This is a genomic window from Klebsiella sp. ZJOU C1 (assembly GCF_035620215.1).
GTDB classification, from domain to species: domain Bacteria; phylum Pseudomonadota; class Gammaproteobacteria; order Enterobacterales; family Enterobacteriaceae; genus Klebsiella; species Klebsiella variicola.
The window spans coordinates 5,463,734-5,484,196 of the sequence record NZ_CP141644.1 but is presented as its reverse complement, the minus strand read 5'-3'; the positions used below and the strand labels follow the sequence as shown (position 1 = coordinate 5,484,196).

General features: G+C 55.2%; 19 protein-coding genes. 9 read left to right on the top strand and 10 right to left on the bottom strand.

All coding sequences use genetic code 11. The annotated features are described in order from the left end of the window. Positions 1–11: 11 nt before the first annotated feature. Genes fdxH through fdhE form a run of 3 tightly spaced genes read left to right on the top strand, consistent with a single transcriptional unit; the run spans position 12 to position 2,472 of the window. On the top strand, positions 12–914 hold the full coding sequence (gene fdxH, locus SPE70_RS26315; RefSeq protein ID WP_002882822.1) for a formate dehydrogenase subunit beta: 903 nt from the start codon (positions 12–14) through the stop codon (positions 912–914). Next, positions 911–1,546 (top strand): formate dehydrogenase cytochrome b556 subunit, encoded by a 636-nt coding sequence (fdoI, locus tag SPE70_RS26310; RefSeq protein ID WP_008807902.1) that lies wholly within the window; start codon positions 911–913, stop codon positions 1,544–1,546. The genes fdxH and fdoI overlap by 4 nt, the downstream gene beginning before the upstream one ends. Next, positions 1,543–2,472, top strand: a complete 930-nt coding sequence (gene fdhE / locus SPE70_RS26305) for a formate dehydrogenase accessory protein FdhE (protein ID WP_004150358.1) — start codon at positions 1,543–1,545, stop codon at positions 2,470–2,472. The genes fdoI and fdhE overlap by 4 nt, the downstream gene beginning before the upstream one ends. Positions 2,473–2,645: 173 nt before the next feature. Here fdhE and SPE70_RS26300 read toward each other — a convergent pair whose 3' ends face one another. Continuing rightward, on the bottom strand, positions 2,646–3,029 hold the full coding sequence (locus SPE70_RS26300; protein WP_008807903.1) for a type II toxin-antitoxin system VapC family toxin: 384 nt from the start codon (positions 3,027–3,029) through the stop codon (positions 2,646–2,648). Then, positions 3,029–3,271: a ribbon-helix-helix domain-containing protein gene (locus tag SPE70_RS26295; protein WP_004150355.1), complete on the bottom strand. Its 243-nt coding sequence runs from the start codon at positions 3,269–3,271 to the stop codon at positions 3,029–3,031. The genes SPE70_RS26300 and SPE70_RS26295 overlap by 1 nt, the downstream gene beginning before the upstream one ends. A gap of 204 nt (positions 3,272–3,475) precedes the next feature. Between SPE70_RS26295 and SPE70_RS26290 the strand changes: the two genes are divergently transcribed. Further along, positions 3,476–4,393, top strand: coding sequence for an alpha/beta hydrolase (locus SPE70_RS26290; protein WP_023296845.1), 918 nt, complete (start codon positions 3,476–3,478; stop codon positions 4,391–4,393). Between the two features lie 14 nt (positions 4,394–4,407). Here SPE70_RS26290 and fabY read toward each other — a convergent pair whose 3' ends face one another. The 5 genes from fabY to typA all read right to left on the bottom strand — a co-directional run bounded on the left by fabY (position 4,408) and on the right by typA (position 9,239). After that, the gene (gene fabY / locus SPE70_RS26285; protein ID WP_012543287.1) at positions 4,408–5,349 is read right to left on the bottom strand and encodes a fatty acid biosynthesis protein FabY; all 942 of its coding nucleotides are present in this window, start codon (positions 5,347–5,349) and stop codon (positions 4,408–4,410) included. A 44-nt stretch (positions 5,350–5,393) separates the two neighbouring features. After that, positions 5,394–5,831 carry a D-aminoacyl-tRNA deacylase gene (gene dtd / locus SPE70_RS26280; RefSeq protein ID WP_012543288.1) on the bottom strand — a complete coding sequence of 146 codons (438 nt, stop codon included), beginning with the start codon at positions 5,829–5,831 and terminating at the stop codon, positions 5,394–5,396. Beyond that, a complete protein-coding gene (locus SPE70_RS26275; protein WP_008807907.1) occupies positions 5,828–6,688 on the bottom strand; it encodes a virulence factor BrkB family protein in 861 nt (286 codons plus the stop codon). The genes dtd and SPE70_RS26275 overlap by 4 nt, the downstream gene beginning before the upstream one ends. Continuing rightward, the gene (yihX, locus tag SPE70_RS26270; RefSeq protein WP_136047524.1) at positions 6,682–7,281 is read right to left on the bottom strand and encodes a glucose-1-phosphatase; all 600 of its coding nucleotides are present in this window, start codon (positions 7,279–7,281) and stop codon (positions 6,682–6,684) included. The genes SPE70_RS26275 and yihX overlap by 7 nt, the downstream gene beginning before the upstream one ends. Positions 7,282–7,415: 134 nt before the next feature. Then, positions 7,416–9,239, bottom strand: coding sequence for a ribosome-dependent GTPase TypA (gene typA / locus SPE70_RS26265; protein WP_008807909.1), 1,824 nt, complete (start codon positions 9,237–9,239; stop codon positions 7,416–7,418). Positions 9,240–9,617: 378 nt separating this feature from the next. Here typA and glnA point away from each other — a divergent pair, with 378 nt between their 5' ends. The 4 genes from glnA (at position 9,618) to SPE70_RS26245 (ending at position 13,904) form a co-directional block, all read left to right on the top strand. Next, positions 9,618–11,027, top strand: a complete 1,410-nt coding sequence (gene glnA, locus SPE70_RS26260) for a glutamate--ammonia ligase (RefSeq protein WP_004203622.1) — start codon at positions 9,618–9,620, stop codon at positions 11,025–11,027. A gap of 188 nt (positions 11,028–11,215) precedes the next feature. Beyond that, entirely contained in the window at positions 11,216–12,265 is a 1,050-nt protein-coding gene (gene glnL / locus SPE70_RS26255) for a nitrogen regulation protein NR(II) (protein WP_008807910.1), read from the top strand. 8 nt (positions 12,266–12,273) lie between these two features. Continuing rightward, positions 12,274–13,683 (top strand): nitrogen regulation protein NR(I), encoded by a 1,410-nt coding sequence (gene glnG, locus SPE70_RS26250; RefSeq protein ID WP_008807911.1) that lies wholly within the window; start codon positions 12,274–12,276, stop codon positions 13,681–13,683. A 110-nt stretch (positions 13,684–13,793) separates the two neighbouring features. Then, positions 13,794–13,904 (top strand): YshB family small membrane protein, encoded by a 111-nt coding sequence (locus SPE70_RS26245; protein WP_004152951.1) that lies wholly within the window; start codon positions 13,794–13,796, stop codon positions 13,902–13,904. 39 nt (positions 13,905–13,943) lie between these two features. Here SPE70_RS26245 and hemN read toward each other — a convergent pair whose 3' ends face one another. After that, complete coding sequence (gene hemN / locus SPE70_RS26240; RefSeq protein WP_012969236.1) at positions 13,944–15,317, bottom strand: oxygen-independent coproporphyrinogen III oxidase; 1,374 nt, start codon at positions 15,315–15,317, stop codon at positions 13,944–13,946. A gap of 188 nt (positions 15,318–15,505) precedes the next feature. Continuing rightward, positions 15,506–16,012 carry a Der GTPase-activating protein YihI gene (yihI, locus tag SPE70_RS26235; RefSeq protein ID WP_008807913.1) on the bottom strand — a complete coding sequence of 169 codons (507 nt, stop codon included), beginning with the start codon at positions 16,010–16,012 and terminating at the stop codon, positions 15,506–15,508. Between the two features lie 584 nt (positions 16,013–16,596). Here yihI and yihA point away from each other — a divergent pair. Continuing rightward, a complete protein-coding gene (yihA, locus tag SPE70_RS26230; RefSeq protein WP_008807914.1) occupies positions 16,597–17,229 on the top strand; it encodes a ribosome biogenesis GTP-binding protein YihA/YsxC in 633 nt (210 codons plus the stop codon). Positions 17,230–17,576: 347 nt separating this feature from the next. Here yihA and polA read toward each other — a convergent pair whose 3' ends face one another. Beyond that, the gene (gene polA / locus SPE70_RS26225; RefSeq protein WP_032756506.1) at positions 17,577–20,369 is read right to left on the bottom strand and encodes a DNA polymerase I; all 2,793 of its coding nucleotides are present in this window, start codon (positions 20,367–20,369) and stop codon (positions 17,577–17,579) included. Positions 20,370–20,463 lie beyond the last annotated feature (94 nt).

Below are 20,463 nucleotides of genomic sequence, written 5' to 3'. Positions count from 1 at the left end.
GGAGACGACTTATGGCTTATCAATCGCAAGATATTATTCGTCGTTCCGCGACTAACGGTTTCACCCCCGCGCCTCAGGCGCGGGACCACCAGCAGGAGGTGGCGAAGCTTATCGACGTCACCACCTGTATCGGCTGCAAAGCCTGTCAGGTGGCCTGCTCCGAATGGAACGATATTCGTGATGAAGTCGGTCACAACGTCGGGGTGTATGACAACCCGGCGGACCTGACCGCCAAGTCATGGACGGTCATGCGCTTCTCGGAAGTGGAACAAAACGACAAGCTGGAATGGCTCATTCGCAAGGATGGCTGCATGCATTGCGCGGACCCGGGCTGCCTGAAGGCCTGCCCGTCAGAAGGCGCGATCATTCAGTACGCCAACGGTATCGTCGACTTCCAGTCCGAGCAGTGCATCGGCTGCGGCTACTGTATCGCCGGCTGTCCGTTCGATGTACCGCGTCTGAACCCGGAAGACAACCGCGTCTACAAATGTACCCTGTGCGTAGACCGCGTGACCGTCGGCCAGGAGCCTGCCTGCGTGAAAACCTGTCCGACCGGCGCAATCCACTTTGGCTCCAAAGAGGATATGAAAACGCTGGCCGGTGAACGCGTGGCTGAGCTGAAAACCCGCGGTTATGACAATGCGGGCCTGTACGATCCGGCCGGCGTCGGCGGCACCCACGTCATGTACGTGCTGCACCATGCCGACAAGCCGAATCTGTACCATGGCCTGCCGGAAAACCCGGAGATCAGCCAGACCGTGAAGTTCTGGAAAGGCATCTGGAAACCGCTGGCGGCCGTCGGCTTCGCCGCGACCTTCGCAGCCAGTATCTTCCACTACGTCGGCGTCGGTCCGAACCGCGCGGAAGAGGAAGAGGACAACCTGCATGAAGAGAAAGACGAGGTGCGCAAATGAAAAGACGTGACACCATCGTGCGCTACACGGCGCCGGAACGCATCAACCACTGGGTCACCGCCTTCTGCTTCGTCCTGGCGGCAGTGAGCGGGTTAGGCTTTTTCTTCCCGTCCTTTAACTGGCTGATGCATATTCTCGGTACGCCGCAGCTGGCGCGTATTCTCCACCCGTTCGTCGGGGTGGTGATGTTCGCGTCGTTTATCATCATGTTTTTCCGTTACTGGCACCACAACCTAATCAATCGGGATGATATCTTTTGGGCGAAGAATATTCGTAAGATCGTCGTCAACGAGGAGGTGGGCGATACCGGGCGCTATAACTTCGGCCAGAAATGCGTGTTCTGGGCGGCGATTATTTTGCTGGTACTGCTGCTGGTGAGCGGTGTGATCATCTGGCGTCCGTATTTTGCGCCGGCTTTCTCAATCCCGGTGATCCGATTTGCGCTGATGCTGCATTCATTTGCCGCAGTGGCGTTAATTGTGGTTATCATGGTGCATATCTACGCCGCCCTCTGGGTGAAAGGCACCATTACCGCGATGGTGGAAGGCTGGGTTACCAAAACGTGGGCGAAGAAACATCACCCGCGCTGGTACCGAGAGGTCCGCCAGAAACAGGAAAAGTCATCTGAATGAGTATTCGCATAATCCCGCAAGACGAGCTGGGTTCGAGCGAGAAACGCACGGCGGAAGCAATTCCGCCGTTACTGTTCCCCAGGCTGAAAAATCTGTATAACCGCCGCGCTGAACGCCTGCGTGAGCTGGCCGCCAACAACCCGCTGGGCGATTACCTGCGCTTTGCCGCGCTGATCGCCCATGCCCAGGAAGTGGTGCTGTACGACCATCCGCTGCAGATGGATCTGACGGCTCGCATTAAAGCGGCCAGCGAACAGGGTAAACCGCCGCTGGATATCCACGTTCTGCCGCGCGACAAGCACTGGCACAAGCTGTTGCACTCGCTGATTGCCGAGCTGAAGCCGGAAATGAGCGGCCCGGCGCTGGCGGTCATTGAGAATCTGGAAAAAGCCTCTGAGCAGGAGCTGGAGCAGATGGCCAGCGCGCTGTTTGTTTCCGACTTCGCCTCCGTCAGCAGTGATAAAGCGCCGTTCATCTGGGCCGCGCTGTCGCTCTACTGGGCGCAGATGGCCAGCCTGATCCCGGGGAAAGCGCGCGCCGAATACGGCGAACAGCGTCAGTTCTGCCCGGTATGCGGCTCAATGCCGGTCTCCAGCATCGTGCAGATCGGCACCACTCAGGGGCTGCGCTATCTGCACTGCAACCTGTGCGAAACCGAGTGGCACGTGGTGCGCGTCAAGTGCAGCAACTGTGAACAGAGCCGCGACCTGCACTACTGGTCGCTGGACAACGAGCAGGCAGCGGTGAAAGCCGAAAGCTGTGGCGACTGCGGAACCTACCTGAAGATTATGTATCAGGAGAAGGATCCGAAAGTCGAAGCCGTCGCCGACGATTTGGCGTCCCTGGTGCTCGACGCCCGTATGGAACAGGAAGGCTTCGCCAGGAGCTCAATTAACCCGTTCATGTTCCCCGGCGAAGGGGAGTAAGTTCTGCGGTGTGATTTCGGGCGGCTCTTGCCGCCCGCTTTCCTTCTTGCGATACGAGCGTAGTCAGGAATGACTCACCCGCGTCACTGACTGTCATCAGAGACCAGCCTTTGGCTCGACACACTCGTTTCAGACGAGTTTGTCGCTCCCTTGTCGTCCTCCTGCCACTCGAATTATTCAGGGTGTAGTTCGTACGGCGTGACTACGCCAGGAATACCGGCAAAATCCTTCGTATTCCGCGTAATCAGTTCCAGACGATGGAGTTGCGCCGTCGCCAGAATGATGGCATCCGGCAGCTTAAGCTTATACTCCTGCCGCAGCGCAACGCTTCGCTCTGCAATATCCTGTGAGATGTTAATGATATTAAAGGTGCTTAGCGCCATTCGCGTACGCTGCTCCTGGTGATATTTTTTAGCGCCAACCATCACCTCCATCCAGGTAATCAGACTGATCGCATTCTGCGGTGGCCAGGCCTCCAGCGCCTGTTTGGCTTCGCGACGCCCGCTAAATAAATCAATAAGAATATTGGTATCAAAAAGCGCAGATCCGGAGGTCATTACCACTCCTTGCGTAGCTGACGTTGATATTCCATGCCGTCTTCTTCGCAGTCTTGCCACAGACCCAGCGCACTGGAGATGGTATCTTTAGCTCGATCTTGTTTCTCCAGATATTGTTCAACCGCTTCACGTAACAGTTCCGCTCGCGGAATGTTACGCTGCACTTTGAGGTCATCGAGACGTTGAATGACATCGTCTGATAAATCGAGAAGAATTCTGCCCATATCCCTTTCAGCCATCATGCTCATATATACCTCAAGTATATCACCAGTGATGAAGTTATGAGCAATCTACAGCTTTTGAAATCGGAAACAAACAGGATTTTGCCAGGTAAACGCTTTTTTGCGAGCCGCTTTCCATAATGCACAGGCGACCTCAACAGGCCTGTATTTTCGCCATAATCCAGGCTATAACACTGGATATTAAAACAGTACAAGGAACTTCATATGGCGCTGGAGAAAGGGATTGCTTCGCTGGTTGAGGCATTTATTGCGGCAGGTCGTCCGTCATCACGCGATCAACATATTGATGATCGGAGGGCCGGCTATATCGCCAGTGCGGTACTCGCCGGGGAGACGGAAACGCGAGTGCGGGTGGAGGATATCACCCTGGAGGGGATGCACTTCCGCGTCGTTTCACCGCCCACTGCCGACGGCCTGCTACCCACGCTTATCTACTACCACGGCGGCTGTTTTGTCAGCGGCGGCTTTACCACCCACGATAACCAACTCCGTCAGTTAGCCATGTTCAGCGGTTGCCGGGTGATCGCTGTACAGTACCGCCTGGCGCCGGAGCATACCTTTCCGGCGGCGCACGATGATGCAGAACGAGGTGCTACGATTATTCACCAGCACGCAAAGCAGCTTGGCGTTGATGCCTCGCGTATCACGCTGGCCGGCGACAGCGCCGGCGGGCACCTCGCCCTGGTCACGGCTCTGCGCCTGAAAGCGAAAGCGGCGTGGCATCCTGCACAACTGATTCTGATTTATCCGATGCTTGACCCCACCGCCAGCATGGCGAGCTACCTCAGCAATGGCGATGACTATGTGATTACCCGGGACACGCTACTGAGCGGCTACGAAATATACCTCGCCTCGACGCCGGCAAACCATCCGGATGCCAGTCCGCTCTGGCGCGAAGATTTTAACGGGCTGCCACCGGTGCATATTCTGACGGCGGAGTTCGATCCTTTACGCGATGAGGGCGAAGTGCTGTACCGAAGGCTGACGGAGCAAGGGGTGGAGAGTTCCTGTCAGCGTTATCTGGGGGTGATCCACGGCTTCTTTCAGCTGGGTGGCGTCAGCCACGCCGCGCGTGATGCTATGCGGGATATCGCCTGGCGTGTGGCATCGCCAGGACGATAACGGCCAGAGGGCACTTACTCTTCCTCGTTGCCGCCCTCTTCGTACGAACCAAAAGGCTTCGCCGGCAGCACGATGTAGATCCCCTCGAAAACCGCACCCTGTTTATCATCGCCAAAAAGCTCCACCTGCATTTGCACGCGGGCTTTACGCCCACGCGCCAGGCGGTCGAGGTCGCCGCTCAGCGATCCCAGGTCGGCGATGGCGCTGGGGCGGCCGCTAATGGGCTGACTGTACCGAATATGCGCATCCGCCAAAATGATGGTGCCCCCCAGATGCCGCTCGCGCAGCATCAGCCAGATAAGTCCCCATCCGGTCAGGGTCGCTAACGAAAACAGGCTACCGGCAAACAGCGTATGGTGCGGATTCTGGTTCCCCGCTTCCGGCATGGTGGTTATAAATTTCTGCCCGGTGTACTGCTGAATGCGTACGCCCATTTTTTCACTCAGCGGGATATGCTGATACCACGCCTGCTGGAGCTGCGCGCACCAGTCGCCACGGTGCAAAATATCGTCCAGCGACGCGATCGGTTTAATCATCAGAAAATGACGGATCGGCGTGGTGGTCGGGGTAGTGATCTCCCCTTGATTGACAAAGCCAAGCTTGGCGAAAAACTCCACCGCATCTTCGCGAGCGCTACAGGTGACCCGCTTCACCCCTTCCTGACGCGCTACCGACTCCAGGGTCATCGCCATCAGCGTCCCCAGCCCTTTATCCTGTACGGAGGGATGAACGGCCATAAAGCGAATGGAGGCTTCATTTTCCGCATTGATATACAGTCGGCCGACGGCAACCAGATTACCCTCTTCATCCACGACCATCTGATGATGCGCCATCGCATCCCAGGCGTCGCGTTCCGATCCTTTAGGCTGATGCAGCGGCTTACGCAGCATCTCCCAGCGGAACTGGTAGTAGCTCTCTAACTCTTCTGCTGTTTGCGGTACACGAAGGTGATACATAGTCGTACTCTCTTTTGTTACCCGCAGCCTGCCCGGAAGCTGGGTCATACCTGCAACCAAAAGGTCACGGGACCATCATTGACCAAAGAAACCTGCATATCCGCAGCGAATCTTCCGGTCTGGGTGTTCATTTCCTGCTGGCGACAGCGGGCGACGAAATACTCATACAGCGCCTCGGCGCGGTCAGGGGCAGCGCCTTTCGAGAAACTCGGTCGCATCCCCCGCTCGGTATCCGCCGCCAGCGTAAATTGCGAAACCACCAGCACGCTGCCGCCCGCCTGCTGGACATTCAGGTTCATTTTCCCTTCCGCATCGCTGAAGATGCGGTAGCCCAGCACCCGTTCACAAAGGCGATTCGCCTTTTGTTCATCATCGTCTTTCTCGACGCCCAGCAGCACCAGAAGCCCCGGACCAATTTCGCCCGTCACTTCATCCTCCACGGTAACGCTTGCACGGGATACGCGTTGAATTAATGCAATCATGGTTGTTCTGTTTCTTCTGTTTTAAGTTTGCGGTATTCACCGAGAGTGACAGTTATTTCAGCGCCAAGCAAGACGATACACCAGGTCCAGTACACCCAGACGAACAAAATCGGCACCACCGAAATCACGCCATAAATTAACTGATAGGACGGAAAGGTGGTGATATAGAGGGCAAACGCTTTTTTACCTGCCTCGAACAGCAGCGCCGCCACCAGCGCCCCGATCACTGCATCGCGGTTACGCACCTGGGTGGTCGGTACAATACTGTAGAGCAGCCAGAATGCCGCCCATGAAAGGATCAGCGGGAAGAGGCGGAGTAGATTATCAATCACGCCGTCCAGATCGCTCGCCCAGCGCAGCGACAGCAGATACGAACTGATCGCCAGGCTGGCGCCTGCCAGCAACGGGCCAAGAGTCAGGATCATCCAGTAAACGGCAAAGGAGTAAACTTTGGGACGGCTGCGCGTGCTGCGCCAGATGGTGTTTAGCGCGCTGTCGATCGAGTACATCAGCAGCAGCGAGGTGACGATCAGGCCAAACGCGCCTACGGCGGTCATACGGCTGGAGTTAGCCACGAACTGTTCGATATACCCCTGAATCACATCCCCGGTCGCCGGAATAAAATTGGCGAAGATAAAATGGCGAATCTGCACGCTGACTTCGGAAAACATGGGAAAGGCCGCAAACAGCGCGAACACGACGGCTATCAGCGGCACCAGGGAAAGTAATGACACATAGGCGAGGTTCCCCGCCAGAGTCGTCATATGGTCTTCATCAATGCGCCGCCACAGCAGCTTAAGCCAAGCCAGCAGCGGCCGGGTATGGTGGTGTAATTTTTGCTGAACGGTTTTTAGCATAGCTGATTCGCGAAATAGTCAGGGATGGTCTTCTTCCCGGTCACCAGAATACTGGTGATCCCTAACCGGTTGGCCCCTGCTATATTATCGACGTTATCATCAAAAAAGACCGTATCTGCGGCGGAAAATCCCTCTTCTTCCAGTACTCGCAGATAAATTTCCGCTTCAGGCTTACGGAATCCCATCTCCTGTGACAGATAAATGCGATCGGCGGCAGCGCGCACTTCCGGGTATTCATCGGGCCAGAATGTGGTGTGAAGACGATTGGTATTGGAGAGCACTACCACCCGATGCCCCTGGGCACGAAGTTTATGCATGATGGTAATTACCTCCGGGCGCAGCGCGACAAATACCGCCTGCCAGCCGTGAGCAAACTGCTCATAGCTGAGGGACATATTCATTTCATGACACATGGCGGCGGCAAAGTCTTCATCGCTAATCTCGCCACGCTCATGCTGGTGGAAAGCCTCTCCCATGGTGAAATGCTGCTTCAGCGTCGCCAGCGGGATGCGGGTTAAATCACTCCAGGCTCCCAATACCCGGTTGAAGTCAATGTCGACAATCACATTACCTAAATCAAAGATATAGAGCATTTTTGTCTCCTTCCGCGCCGTGGAAAATTAACTTTAGCGGGAAAGGCAGGATTTGACTATTGGCGTATGATGCAGGAATGAAAAAAAGAAACCCCGCCGGAGAGGCGGGGTTTAGCGAACAACAAGAAGAAAAATTACTCTTCTTTTGCACCGCGCATTGCGCGTTTACGGTCGTTCTCAGTCAGGTGACGTTTACGGATACGGATAGACGTAGGGGTCACTTCTACCAGTTCGTCGTCATCGATGAACTCCAGAGCCTGCTCCAGGGTCATCTTAATCGGCGGAACCAGAACCGTTGCTTCGTCAGTACCGGACGCACGCATGTTGGTCAGTTTCTTACCGGTCAGGCAGTTTACCGTCAGGTCGTTAGAGCGACTGTGAATACCGATGATCTGGCCTTCGTAAACTTCAGCGCCGTGGCCGAGGAACAGCTTACCGCGATCCTGCAGACCGAACAGGGCGAACGCAACCGCTTTACCCTGACCGTTAGAGATCAGTACGCCGTTGTTACGCTGACCCACTTCGCCCGGACGAACGTCGTCGTAGTGGCTGAAGGTGGAGTACAGCAGACCGGTACCAGAAGTCATGGTCATGAACTCTGAACGGAAGCCGATCAGACCACGGCTTGGGATCACGTAGTCGAGACGTACGCGGCCTTTACCGTCTGGATTCATGTTTTTCAGGTCGCCTTTACGCTCGCCCAGCGCCTGCATGACAGAACCCTGGTGCTGCTCTTCGACGTCCAGCGTCACGTTTTCGAACGGCTCTTGTTTACGGCCATCGATTTCGCGGAAGATAACTTTCGGACGGGAAACCGCCATCTCGAAACCTTCACGACGCATGTTTTCAATCAGAACGGACAGGTGCAGTTCACCACGGCCGGAAACGCGGAACGCATCAGCGTCTTCGGTTTCTTCAACGCGCAGCGCCACGTTGTGCACCAGCTCTTTGTTCAGACGGTCCAGGATCTGGCGAGAGGTAACGAACTTACCTTCTTTACCGCAGAACGGCGAGGTGTTGACGTTGAAGAACATGGTTACGGTCGGCTCATCAACGGACAGTGCCGGCAGCGCTTCGACATTCTGCGGATCGCAGATGGTGTCGGAGATGTTCAGCTCGCCCAGACCGGTGATCGCGATGATGTCGCCAGCTTCGGCTACGTCACTCTCGATACGCTCCAGACCCAGGTGAGTCAGCACTTTACCGACTTTACCGTTACGGGTTTTGCCTTCGCTATCGATGATAGTGACCTGCTGGTTCGGCTTCACTTTACCGCGTTTGATGCGGCCGATACCGATGACGCCAACGTAGTTGTTGTAGTCCAGCTGGGAGATCTGCATCTGCAGCGGACCGTCAAGGTCAACGTCCGGCGCCGGCACGCGATCAACAATCGCCTGGTACAGCGGGGTCATGTCGTCAGCCATGTCTTCGTGGTCCAGGCCCGCGATACCGTTCAGCGCGGACGCGTAAACGATCGGGAAGTCCAGCTGTTCGTCGGTCGCATCAAGGTTAACGAACAGGTCGAAGACCTGATCGACAACCCAGTCCGGACGGGCGCCCGGGCGGTCAACTTTGTTGATGACCACGATCGGCTTCAGGCCGTGGGCAAAAGCTTTTTTGGTCACGAAGCGCGTTTGCGGCATCGGGCCATCAAAGGCATCGACCACCAGCAGCACAGAGTCAACCATGGACATAACACGCTCAACCTCACCTCCGAAGTCGGCGTGCCCTGGGGTATCAACGATGTTGATACGGTAATCATTCCATTTGATTGCGGTGTTTTTCGCGAGGATGGTAATCCCACGCTCTTTCTCCAAATCGTTGGAGTCCATCACACGTTCTTGTGCTTCAGTACGTGCGTCGAACGTACCGGATTGCTGTAGCAGCTTGTCAACCAGGGTAGTTTTACCATGGTCAACGTGCGCGATGATGGCGATATTACGCAGATTTTCGATCACAACTTTGCCTCAGGCATTAGAAATAGCGCGTTATTGTACACGTATTAAGCGAAGGACTGAACAGGATCACAAACATCCTCCGCAAACAAGTATTGCAGAGTTTCTTTGTGACCGCTTTCACGGAGCGATAAAAGGGCACCGTAACAAAAATTGCACCAAAATGGTGCTCAATGTTCACACTGAGGCACTACTTTGGTGCATTATCTCCATCATGGTGCAGTCCTTTTGCACTATGGTGCGCATGATACAGCGTTTTATAGGGCATTTAAAAGTTGGCACAGATTTCGCTTTATATTTTTTAAGGCAACAACGCCACTTTTAAGCAGTATGAAGTTTTCGTTACCACGACGACAATGACCAATCCGGGAGAGTTTAAGTATGTCCGCTGAACACGTTTTGACGATGCTGAACGAGCACGAAGTGAAGTTTGTCGACCTGCGCTTCACCGATACCAAAGGTAAAGAACAGCACGTCACGATTCCGTCTCATCAGGTAAATGCCGAATTCTTCGAAGAAGGCAAAATGTTTGATGGCTCCTCGATCGGTGGCTGGAAAGGTATCAACGAATCTGACATGGTCCTGATGCCGGACGCCTCCACCGCGGTCATTGACCCGTTCTACGAAGAACCGACCCTGATCATCCGCTGCGATATCCTCGAGCCAGGCACCCTGCAGGGCTATGACCGTGACCCGCGCTCCATCGCGAAACGCGCTGAAGAGTACCTGCGCGCCACCGGCATCGCTGACACCGTCCTGTTCGGGCCAGAACCAGAATTCTTCCTGTTCGACGACATCCGTTTTGGCGCCTCTATCTCCGGCTCCCATGTCGCGATCGATGACATCGAAGGTGCGTGGAACTCCTCCACCAAATACGAAGGCGGTAACAAAGGTCACCGTCCGGGCGTGAAAGGGGGTTACTTCCCGGTTCCGCCAGTAGACTCTTCTCAGGATATCCGTTCCACCATGTGTATGATCATGGAAGAGATGGGCCTGGTTGTTGAAGCTCACCACCACGAAGTGGCTACCGCAGGTCAGAACGAAGTGGCAACCCGCTTCAACACCATGACCAAAAAAGCGGACGAAATTCAGATTTACAAATACGTTGTTCACAACGTCGCTCACCGCTTCGGTAAAACCGCGACCTTTATGCCGAAACCAATGTTCGGCGATAACGGCTCCGGCATGCACTGCCATATGTCTCTGGCGAAAAACGGGACTAACCTGTTCTCCGGCGACAAATACGCAGGTCTGTCTGAGCAGGCGCTGTTCTACATCGGCGGCGTAATCAAACACGCTAAAGCTATCAACGCCCTGGCGAACCCGACCACCAACTCCTACAAGCGTCTGGTCCCGGGTTACGAAGCGCCGGTTATGCTGGCTTACTCTGCGCGTAACCGCTCTGCCTCCATCCGTATTCCGGTGGTGACCTCTCCGAAAGCGCGTCGTATCGAAGTGCGCTTCCCGGACCCGGCTGCCAACCCGTACCTGTGCTTTGCGGCGCTGCTGATGGCTGGCCTTGATGGTATCAAGAACAAAATCCATCCGGGCGAAGCAATGGACAAAAACCTGTATGACCTGCCGCCGGAAGAAGCGAAAGAGATCCCGCAGGTTGCAGGCTCTCTGGAAGAAGCCCTGCAGGCCCTGGATGCTGACCGCGAGTTCCTGACGGCTGGCGGCGTGTTCACCAATGACGCTATCGATGCTTACATCGCCCTGCGTCTGGAAGAGAACGACCGCGTACGCATGACTCCGCATCCGGTTGAGTTCGAACTGTACTACAGCGTCTAATTTTGCTGTAAATCCAGGGTATGTCGTGTTGTGGCGCGGGATGCCCGGGATATTTTGTTGCCGTGGAAACTTTCAGCCCATCTCAGGATGGGCTTTTTTCTCCACCAACACGCTGATCTCGCGAGCTTTTTACCGATAAAAAGCTATACTGCACTAAATTGGTGCACTCTTTTTCAGGAGACTGTCGAATGGCAACAGGCACACTGCCCGATGCTGGGCAGATCCTCAACTCTCTTATCAACAGTATCTTACTGGTCGATGATGACCTGGCGGTGCACTTTGCCAATCCTGCGGCGCAGCAGCTGCTGGCGCAAAGTTCACGCAAGCTGTTTGGCACCCCGTTACCTGAGCTGTTGAGCTATTTTTCGTTGAATATCGGGCTGATGCAGGAGAGCCTGCAGGCGGGCCAGGGGTTTACCGATAACGAAGTCACGCTGGTTATTGATGGCCGCTCGCACATCCTGTCGCTGACCGCCCAGCGGCTGCCGGAAGGCTTTATTCTGCTGGAAATGGCGCCGATGGATAACCAGCGCCGCCTGAGCCAGGAGCAGCTGCAGCACGCGCAGCAGGTCGCCGCCCGCGATCTGGTCCGCGGCCTGGCACATGAGATAAAAAATCCGTTAGGCGGCCTGCGCGGCGCGGCACAGCTGCTCAGCAAAGCCCTGCCCGACCCGGCGCTAACGGAATATACCAAAGTGATCATCGAGCAGGCTGACCGGCTGAGAAATCTGGTCGATCGCCTGCTTGGGCCACAGCATCCGGGCATGCACGTTACTGAAAGTATCCATAAAGTCGCCGAGCGGGTAGTGAAACTGGTCTCCATGGAGTTACCGGACAACGTGAAGTTAATCCGTGATTACGACCCCAGCCTACCAGAGCTGCCCCACGACCCGGATCAAATTGAACAGGTGTTGCTGAACATCGTCCGTAATGCGCTGCAGGCGCTGGGGCCGGAAGGGGGCGAAATTGTTCTCCGCACCCGCACCGCTTTCCAGCTGACGCTGCACGGGGTGCGTTATCGCCTCGCCGCACGTATTGACGTTGAAGATAATGGCCCGGGTATTCCGCCCCATCTCCAGGATACGCTGTTTTATCCGATGGTCAGCGGCCGCGAAGGCGGTACCGGCCTGGGCTTATCTATCGCCCGCAGCCTTATCGATCAGCACTCCGGCAAAATTGAATTCACCAGCTGGCCGGGTCATACCGAATTTTCGGTATACCTGCCTATTCGGAAGTAGAGGTGTTTATGCAACGAGGGATAGCCTGGATCGTTGATGACGATAGCTCCATCCGCTGGGTGCTTGAACGCGCGCTCACCGGAGCCGGCTTGAGCTGCACAACGTTCGAAAGCGGCAATGAGGTGCTAGATGCCCTCACCACCAAAACCCCGGATGTACTGCTGTCAGATATCCGTATGCCGGGAATGGATGGTCTGGCGCTGCTCAAACAGATTAAGCAGCGTCATCCAATGCTTCCGGTCATCATAATGACCGCACATTCCGATCTGGACGCTGCGGTCAGCGCTTATCAGCAAGGCGCGTTTGATTATCTGCCCAAACCTTTTGATATTGATGAAGCCGTCGCCCTGGTCGACCGGGCGATAAGCCACTATCAGGAGCAGCAACAGCCGCGAAATGCGCCAATAAGCAGCCCAACTGCCGACATCATCGGCGAAGCGCCGGCAATGCAGGATGTCTTTCGCATTATTGGCCGTTTGTCGCGATCATCCATCAGCGTGCTGATTAATGGCGAATCCGGTACCGGTAAAGAGCTCGTCGCTCACGCCCTGCATCGTCATAGTCCACGTTCAAAAGCGCCGTTTATCGCACTGAATATGGCGGCAATACCCAAAGACCTGATTGAGTCCGAGCTGTTCGGACATGAAAAAGGGGCCTTTACCGGCGCCAATACCGTCCGCCAGGGACGCTTCGAACAGGCTGACGGCGGCACGCTATTCCTGGATGAAATTGGCGATATGCCGCTTGATGTCCAGACTCGTCTGCTGCGCGTGCTGGCGGATGGCCAGTTTTATCGCGTGGGCGGTTACGCGCCGGTGAAGGTCGATGTGCGGATCATCGCCGCCACCCACCAGAACCTGGAACAGCGCGTGCAGGAGGGGAAATTTCGAGAAGATTTGTTCCACCGCCTGAACGTGATCCGAGTGCATTTACCGCCGCTGCGCGAGCGTCGGGAAGATATTCCACGCCTGGCCCGCCATTTTCTGCAGATAGCCGCCCGCGAGCTCGGTGTTGAAGCCAAACAGTTGCATCCGGAAACGGAGACAGCGCTGACACGCCTGGCGTGGCCTGGCAACGTCCGTCAGCTGGAAAACACCTGTCGCTGGCTCACCGTCATGGCCGCCGGCCAGGAGGTACTGACGCAGGATCTGCCGAGCGAACTGTTTGAGACCACGGTTCCGGACAGCCCGACGCAGATGCAGCCCGACAGCTGGGCGACGCTGCTGGGTCAGTGGGCCGATCGGGCGTTGCGATCCGGTCATCAAAACCTGCTCTCAGAAGCGCAACCCGAAATGGAGCGCACGCTGCTGACGACCGCCCTGCGCCATACCCAGGGGCACAAGCAGGAGGCTGCGCGTCTGCTGGGATGGGGTCGTAATACCCTGACGCGTAAGCTAAAAGAGCTGGGAATGGAGTAGTGATTAACGGCATGATGAAAATTAGCCGTTCAGCGCAAAGTGCTGCTATTTTGTACTTTACTGTTCCGATGAGTTGAGTATGATCGTGCCCGGCATTAGGGGAGAGCATCATGTTTGAATCACTGGTGAGTATGATATCGAGCGGCGCCGCAGCCAGTCACACGCCACAAACGGCAGTCGCTGCCGTGTTGTGCGCTGCGCTGGTCGGGCTGTTCAGCTAATGGTTCCCCTCTCCTGCGGCCGCGGGAGAGGGGAAAACATTAAATGACCCGGGAGAACTGTTGCATCCGAGCTTTTTGCCGTAGATAGGCATCAAAGCACATGCAGATATTGCGGATCAGCAGTCGGCCTTTCGCCGTCACCTGAATGGCCTTATCATCCACAGCCACCAGCCCGTCATGCGCCAGCGGCGCCAGCAGCTTCAGGTCTTCAGCAAAATAAGACTGAAAATCCACATCCCACTGCGCCTCTACGGCCCCAATATCCAGACGGAAATTACAGATCAACGCCTTAATCACGTCGCGACGTAAACAGTCATCGCGGGTTAACGCGATCCCGCGCCATAGAGCGTCCCCTTGCTCTGCCACCTGCTGGTAGTACAGCTTCAGCTCTTTTTGGTTCTGGGCGTAGCTGTCGCCAATCATGCTGATCGCGGACACGCCCATCCCCAGCAGATCGGTATCCCCCTGGGTGGTGTAACCCTGGAAATTGCGGTGCAGTATGCCATGACGTTGCGCGACCGCTAATTCATCGTCTGGGCGAGCAAAGTGGTCCATGCCGATAAACTGATAGCCTGCCGCCGTCAGCGAGCCGATGGTCTCCTGGAGGATCTCCAGCTTCTGTTCAGCGGAGGGGAGATCGGCATCTTTAATTTTGCGCTGTGCGGCAAAGAGCGTGGGCAGATGCGCATAGTTAAACACGCTCAGGCGGTCAGGATTGAGCTCGGCGACCTTTTGCAGGGTAAAGGCGAAGCTCTCCGGCGTTTGCTTCGGCAGGCCGTAGATGAGGTCGATATTGGTCGAGGTAAAACCAATCTCCCGCGCATGGTGGAGCAAATCAAAGATGAACGCTTCGTCCTGCTCACGGTTAACCAGGCGCTGAACCTCTTTATTGAAGTCCTGCACGCCCATACTCAGGCGGTTGAACCCCTCGGTGCGTAAATGATCGAGGACATCCAGCTCGATCTCACGTGGATCGACCTCAATGGAGATCTCGGCTTCCGCGCTGAAATGGAAGTGGCTGCGCAACAGATCCATCAGGCGACTGATTTGCGCCTTATTGAGATAGGTTGGCGTGCCGCCACCCCAGTGCAGTTGCTTAACCTGGCGACTGGCAAACTGCGGCGCGCGGTGGATGATCTCCTGTTCAAGGACATCGAGATATTGATCGGCCTTATGCTGCTGGCGGGTGACTATCTTATTGCAGCCGCAGAAATAACACAGCTTATGGCAAAACGGGATATGCACGTACAGCGACAGGGGACGCTGTGGGTAACGGGCCACAGCGGCATCGAATTCCGCCGCGCCAAATTGCGGTGAAAACTCCAGCGCGGTGGGATACGAGGTATAGCGCGGCCCGGAATAGTTATATTTCTGGATCAGGGCCAGATCCCAGTCGATTATCTGCTCAGACATGCTCACTCCTTCCGATGGTGCCGCCGACGGGTACGCCGTCCCGGCCCCACCGCACCGCGGGTCATGAGCCGGTTGCGCAGCCATTTCTGACGCCGCGACAACCGTCGTAGTTTAACGAATAACCACAGCAGATAACATATAACCAGAAGGGTTATAAGCAGTACCGGGAATCCGATGGGATGCAAATGTTAGTTTCCACCCTTCAGCAGACGCATCATATCTTCCTGACGCTCTTCCTCTTCTTCATCTTCGTCATCGTAAGAGAGGCCGAGCTGCTGCATCAGCTCATCAATGCGATCCAGTTTGGCGTCCACCCAGCTCTGCTCTTCAGCATTCAGGGTGCCCCCCTCTTCCAGACGTTCCAGCAGCGCGTCCAGGCGCTCATCATTCTCCAGCAACTCCAGCTCAGCCTGCGGTGAAAGCATAGGTTTCTCGCTCTTTGGTTTATGCTGCTTGGGGGCTGGGGTGCTGCTTTCGCTCACGCCCAGCGGGATCGGTTTTTTACTGCCGACGCGCGGGTCTTGCGTCTGGCTCTGTTTTTTGCCCGCTGAAGCCGCATCGCCGCCGTTCGCGCGACTGCCTGCCGCGTGGCCACGATGTTTCTTCTGCCGTTTGCGATCGCGAGCTTCCTGATTTAACTCTTCACGCGACTTGCGGCCGGATTTGCCACGGGTGGCGGATGTCGGTTTTTTCATGGTGTGTAATCTTCAGACAGTATTATTCAGTATAGAATTGAGGCGGAATCTAGCAGAAAGCAAGCAAAGAAAAAAGGCGACAGATTACTCTGTCGCCTTTTTCCTCACTGACCACCCTTAACGGGCTTCTTCTTTCCCTGTTCGCTAACGACTTACCCTGTCTTTCCCTTAGCGTCCAACGGTCCCTGTTTCTTCCTTTTCCCTTTGAAACGTCTCCAAGACGCGCGTCATCCTGACTATCCTGTGGTCTTCGCCTCCTGGCGCTTCCTGACCCCTCGTCCTGAGTCTTAATCCTTTCAGCATCCCCGCCGTTGTGTATTACTTTACCCTGTTGACAAAAATCGACAACCAGCCAGGCCGTTAAAAAAACATTTTCAGATTTCTCTATTTTTATAACTTGTTTTTTTTCAGTTAATTACATCTGTATCGTCTTATTTTTCTCAGGTATGTCCTATACGAAGAATAGTCAATGTCTCACAAACCATATGGTTTTTACTTACAGGAATGGCGTGCGGTAAAAACAGCCTTTTTCTGCTGTTCAGGTATAATCCCTGCCATAGCCTGTTTTAACGGAGACGACCGTCTTGACCAACTGGAATTATCAACTGACGCACTTTGTCACTAGCGCGCCAGATATCCGCCATCTTCCTGCCGATACCGGCATTGAAGTGGCGTTCGCCGGCCGCTCCAACGCGGGAAAATCCAGCGCGCTAAATACGCTGACCAACCAGAAGAGCCTGGCGCGTACCTCCAAGACTCCTGGACGTACGCAGCTGATTAACCTGTTCGAAGTCGCCGAGGGCAAACGCCTGGTTGACCTGCCCGGCTATGGTTATGCGCAAGTACCTGAAGAGATGAAGATCAAGTGGCAGCGCGCGCTGGGAGAGTACCTGGAAAAACGTCTGTGCCTGAAGGGCCTGGTGGTGCTAATGGATATTCGCCACCCGCTTAAAGATCTCGATCAGCAAATGATCGAGTGGGCGGTAGAAAGCGATATTCAGGTGCTGGTGCTGTTGACCAAAGCCGATAAGCTCGCCAGCGGCGCGCGTAAAGCGCAAGTGAATATGGTGCGTGAAGCGGTACTGGCCTTCAATGGCGATATTCAGGTTGAACCTTTCTCTTCGCTGAAAAAATCCGGCGTGGATAAGCTACGACAGAAGCTGGATAGCTGGTTTAACGAAATCCCGCCGCAAGAAGCCGTTGAAGACGCCGAGTAACCCCCGCTTTTTCCGGATAACGGCGCGTAGCGCCCTATCCGGACGTTCATATTACGCGCTTTTAACTGCATCAAACTTTTCTTTCGCGCAATAAAAAACGCCCCGGTCATAAATGACCGGGGCGGCTAAAATATTCAGCCAAATCCGATTACGTGAAGTAAAAGGTCTGAAAGATAGAACATCTTACCTCTGTACCCTACGCGATTAACTCTACTCTTCTTTCGCTCACGGATAAAGCATTTTTTGTAGTTTTTTTTCACTATTTACATAGCAAATTCAAATGATCCTCACAAAACGCTATAAGTTATGTTGCTTACTTACAGAAAATCGCTTTGCGCTTTGTATACTTAGTGCGCTTGATCCCAGTTTTCGCCACTACCGACTTCCACCAGCAGCGGCACCGCCAGCGTAGTGCTGTTCTCCATCAGTTCATGGATTTTTTTCGACACGGCATCGAGCTCATCTTTATGCACTTCAAAGACCAGTTCATCGTGAACCTGCATGATCATCCGCACGCGAGGTTGCTCCTTCCGCAGCCATTCATCAACAGCAATCATCGCCCGCTTGATAATGTCTGCCGCTGTCCCCTGCATCGGGGCGTTGATCGCCGCACGTTCCGCGCCGGCGCGACGGGCACCATTGCTGGATTTAATATCCGGCAGATAGAGTCGACGGCCATCCAGCGTTTCAACATACCCTTGCTCTTTCGCCTGAGCGCGGGTGCGCTCCATATACTCCAGGACGCCCGGGTAACGCTCGAAATAAAGATCCATATACTTCTGTGCTTCTTTACGCGGGATGTTCAGCTGGCGGGCCAGGCCGAAGGCGCTCATGCCGTAGATCAGACCGAAGTTGATGGCTTTCGCACTGCGGCGCTGTTCGCTGCTGACGCTGTCCAGTGGTAAGCCAAACACTTCAGCCGCCGTCGCCCGGTGAATATCTTTCCCTTCAGCGAAGGCGGTCAGCAGGCCTTTATCCCGCGACAGGTGCGCCATAATACGCAGTTCGATTTGCGAGTAGTCCGCTGAGATAATGACGTAATCTTCCGGCGCGATAAACGCCTGGCGAATGCGCCGTCCTTCTTCGTTACGCACTGGAATATTTTGCAGGTTTGGATCGGTAGACGACAAACGGCCAGTGGCAGTGACCGCCTGATGATAGGAGGTATGCACGCGCCCCGTTTTAGGGTTAATCATCAGCGGCAGTTTATCGGTATAGGTCGACTTCAGTTTCGCCAGCCCGCGATACTCCAGAATCACTTTTGGCAACGGATAATCCAGCGCCAGCTCCTCCAGGACCTCTTCAGACGTGGATGGCGCGCCACCCGGCGTTTTCTTCAGCGGCTTGATACCCTGTTTCTCAAACAGGATCGTTTGCAGCTGTTTAGTGGAGGAGAGATTAAACGCTTCCCCGGCAATCTCATGTGCGCGCTGCTCCAGCTCAACCAGACGCTGGGCGATCTCCTGGGAATGCGCATGCAGCACGGCAGGGTCGATTTTCACACCATTGCGCTCAACCCGAGACAGCACCGGCACCAGCGGCATTTCGATATGCTTAAAGATATTCAGCGGACCTTCATGCTGCTGCAGCTTCGGCCACATCTTCAGATGCAGCTGGAGCGTGACGTCGGCATCTTCCGCCGCGTAGCGGCCAGCCTCCTCCAGTGCAATCTGGTTAAAGGTGAGCTGGTTCTTACCTTTACCAGCGATCTCTTCAAAGGTAATGGTTTTATGCTTCAGCCAGCGGTCGGAAAGACTGTCCATATCGTGGCGGCCCGCCACGCTGTCGAGAATGTAGGATTCCAGCATGGTATCGAATGCAATCCCGCGCAGCTCAATGTCATAGTTGGCCAAAATACCGCGATCGTATTTGAGATTTTGCCCGACCTTGAGCAGCTTCTCATCCTCCAGCAGCGGTTTAAGCAACGCCAGTACGCGCTCGCGGGGGATCTGATCCGGTGCATCAAGATAATCATGCGCCACAGGGACATAGGCGGCCACGCCAGGCTCAACCGCGAATGAAAGACCGACCATATTGGCAGAGATATTATCCAGGCTGTCGGTTTCCGTATCAAAGGCAAAGAGCGGCGCTTGCTTCAGCTTATCGATCCAGGTGACCAGCGTGGCCTCATCAAGGATAGTGACGTAGTGCTCTGCTGAAAGGGCGGAGGCCGGTTCATCCTCTGCTTCTGCCTGTGCCGCTGCCGCAGGCTCTGCAGGTTTAGCGGCCGGTTTGCCGCCCTTCGCTTGCAGCCATTTCCCGGCCTCGACGTCGGTTGTCCAGCGCTTAAACTCATACTGCCTGAACAGCGCCAGCAGATCGTCAGCCGCCGGAGGCTGCACCTCCAGCTCTTCGCACGTGAGCTCCAGCTCGACGTCGGTTTTAATGGTCGCCAGCTGATAAGAGAGATAAGCCACGTCCTTGTTCTGCTCCAGCTTCGCCGCCATCGTTTTCGCGCCGCGGAAGCTCAGTGCAGCAATTTTCTCCGGTTCCGCATACAGCGTATCAAGGCCGCCAAGGCCTTGCAGCAGCGCCTGGGCGGTCTTCTCGCCCACGCCCGGCACGCCAGGAATGTTATCCGAAGAGTCGCCCATCAGTGCCAGGAAATCGATAATCAGCTCCGGCGGGACGCCATACTTGGAGACCACCTCATCCGGTCCAAGGATGGTGTTAGTCATGGTATTGATTAGGGTGATCCCCGGCGTCACCAGCTGAGCCATGTCTTTATCACCGGTGCTGATCAGCACCGGACGACCCGCCCTTTCCGCTTCCCGCGCCAGGGTGCCAATCACATCGTCGGCTTCAACACCCGGAACTGCCATTAGCGGCAGCCCCATCGCTTTCACCATCTTATGCAACGGCTCAATCTGCGCGCGCAGATCGTCCGGCATCGGCGGGCGGTGGGACTTGTAATGTTCGAACAATTCATCACGGAAGGTTTTCCCTTTCGCATCAAAGACCACGACGGCGTGAGTCGGTTGATACTGCAGGATCAAACTGCGCAGCATATTCAGTACGCCGTACATAGCCCCGGTCGGCTCCCCTGCGCTGTTAGTCAGCGGCGGAAACGCATGATACGCCCGATAAAGATAGGATGAGCCGTCAACGAGGATGAGAGGGTTTTCTGGGATCTGAACCATAATTTCCGTGCCTGTTTATCAGATTATGGGTAAAGGATGCCACAGACGGGCATGAAATCCTGAATTTTTCCCGCATTTCGCGGAAAAGATTCAA

What these genes read in the sequence shown, in the direction of transcription:
- glnL (WP_008807910.1), top strand. Translation starts at nt 11,216, where the DNA reads ATGGCAACAGGCACACTGCCCGATGCTGGGCAGATCCTCAACTCTCTT.
- fdoI (WP_008807902.1), top strand. Translation starts at nt 911, where the DNA reads ATGAAAAGACGTGACACCATCGTGCGCTACACGGCGCCGGAACGCATC.
- SPE70_RS26300 (WP_008807903.1), bottom strand. Translation starts at nt 3,029, where the DNA reads ATGACCTCCGGATCTGCGCTTTTTGATACCAATATTCTTATTGATTTA.
- polA (WP_032756506.1), bottom strand. Translation starts at nt 20,369, where the DNA reads ATGGTTCAGATCCCAGAAAACCCTCTCATCCTCGTTGACGGCTCATCC.
- glnG (WP_008807911.1), top strand. Translation starts at nt 12,274, where the DNA reads ATGCAACGAGGGATAGCCTGGATCGTTGATGACGATAGCTCCATCCGC.
- dtd (WP_012543288.1), bottom strand. Translation starts at nt 5,831, where the DNA reads ATGATTGCATTAATTCAACGCGTATCCCGTGCAAGCGTTACCGTGGAG.
- SPE70_RS26245 (WP_004152951.1), top strand. Translation starts at nt 13,794, where the DNA reads ATGTTTGAATCACTGGTGAGTATGATATCGAGCGGCGCCGCAGCCAGT.
- SPE70_RS26275 (WP_008807907.1), bottom strand. Translation starts at nt 6,688, where the DNA reads ATGCTAAAAACCGTTCAGCAAAAATTACACCACCATACCCGGCCGCTG.
- SPE70_RS26295 (WP_004150355.1), bottom strand. Translation starts at nt 3,271, where the DNA reads ATGATGGCTGAAAGGGATATGGGCAGAATTCTTCTCGATTTATCAGAC.
- yihI (WP_008807913.1), bottom strand. Translation starts at nt 16,012, where the DNA reads ATGAAAAAACCGACATCCGCCACCCGTGGCAAATCCGGCCGCAAGTCG.
- fabY (WP_012543287.1), bottom strand. Translation starts at nt 5,349, where the DNA reads ATGTATCACCTTCGTGTACCGCAAACAGCAGAAGAGTTAGAGAGCTAC.
- hemN (WP_012969236.1), bottom strand. Translation starts at nt 15,317, where the DNA reads ATGTCTGAGCAGATAATCGACTGGGATCTGGCCCTGATCCAGAAATAT.
- glnA (WP_004203622.1), top strand. Translation starts at nt 9,618, where the DNA reads ATGTCCGCTGAACACGTTTTGACGATGCTGAACGAGCACGAAGTGAAG.
- fdhE (WP_004150358.1), top strand. Translation starts at nt 1,543, where the DNA reads ATGAGTATTCGCATAATCCCGCAAGACGAGCTGGGTTCGAGCGAGAAA.
- SPE70_RS26290 (WP_023296845.1), top strand. Translation starts at nt 3,476, where the DNA reads ATGGCGCTGGAGAAAGGGATTGCTTCGCTGGTTGAGGCATTTATTGCG.
- yihX (WP_136047524.1), bottom strand. Translation starts at nt 7,281, where the DNA reads ATGCTCTATATCTTTGATTTAGGTAATGTGATTGTCGACATTGACTTC.
- fdxH (WP_002882822.1), top strand. Translation starts at nt 12, where the DNA reads ATGGCTTATCAATCGCAAGATATTATTCGTCGTTCCGCGACTAACGGT.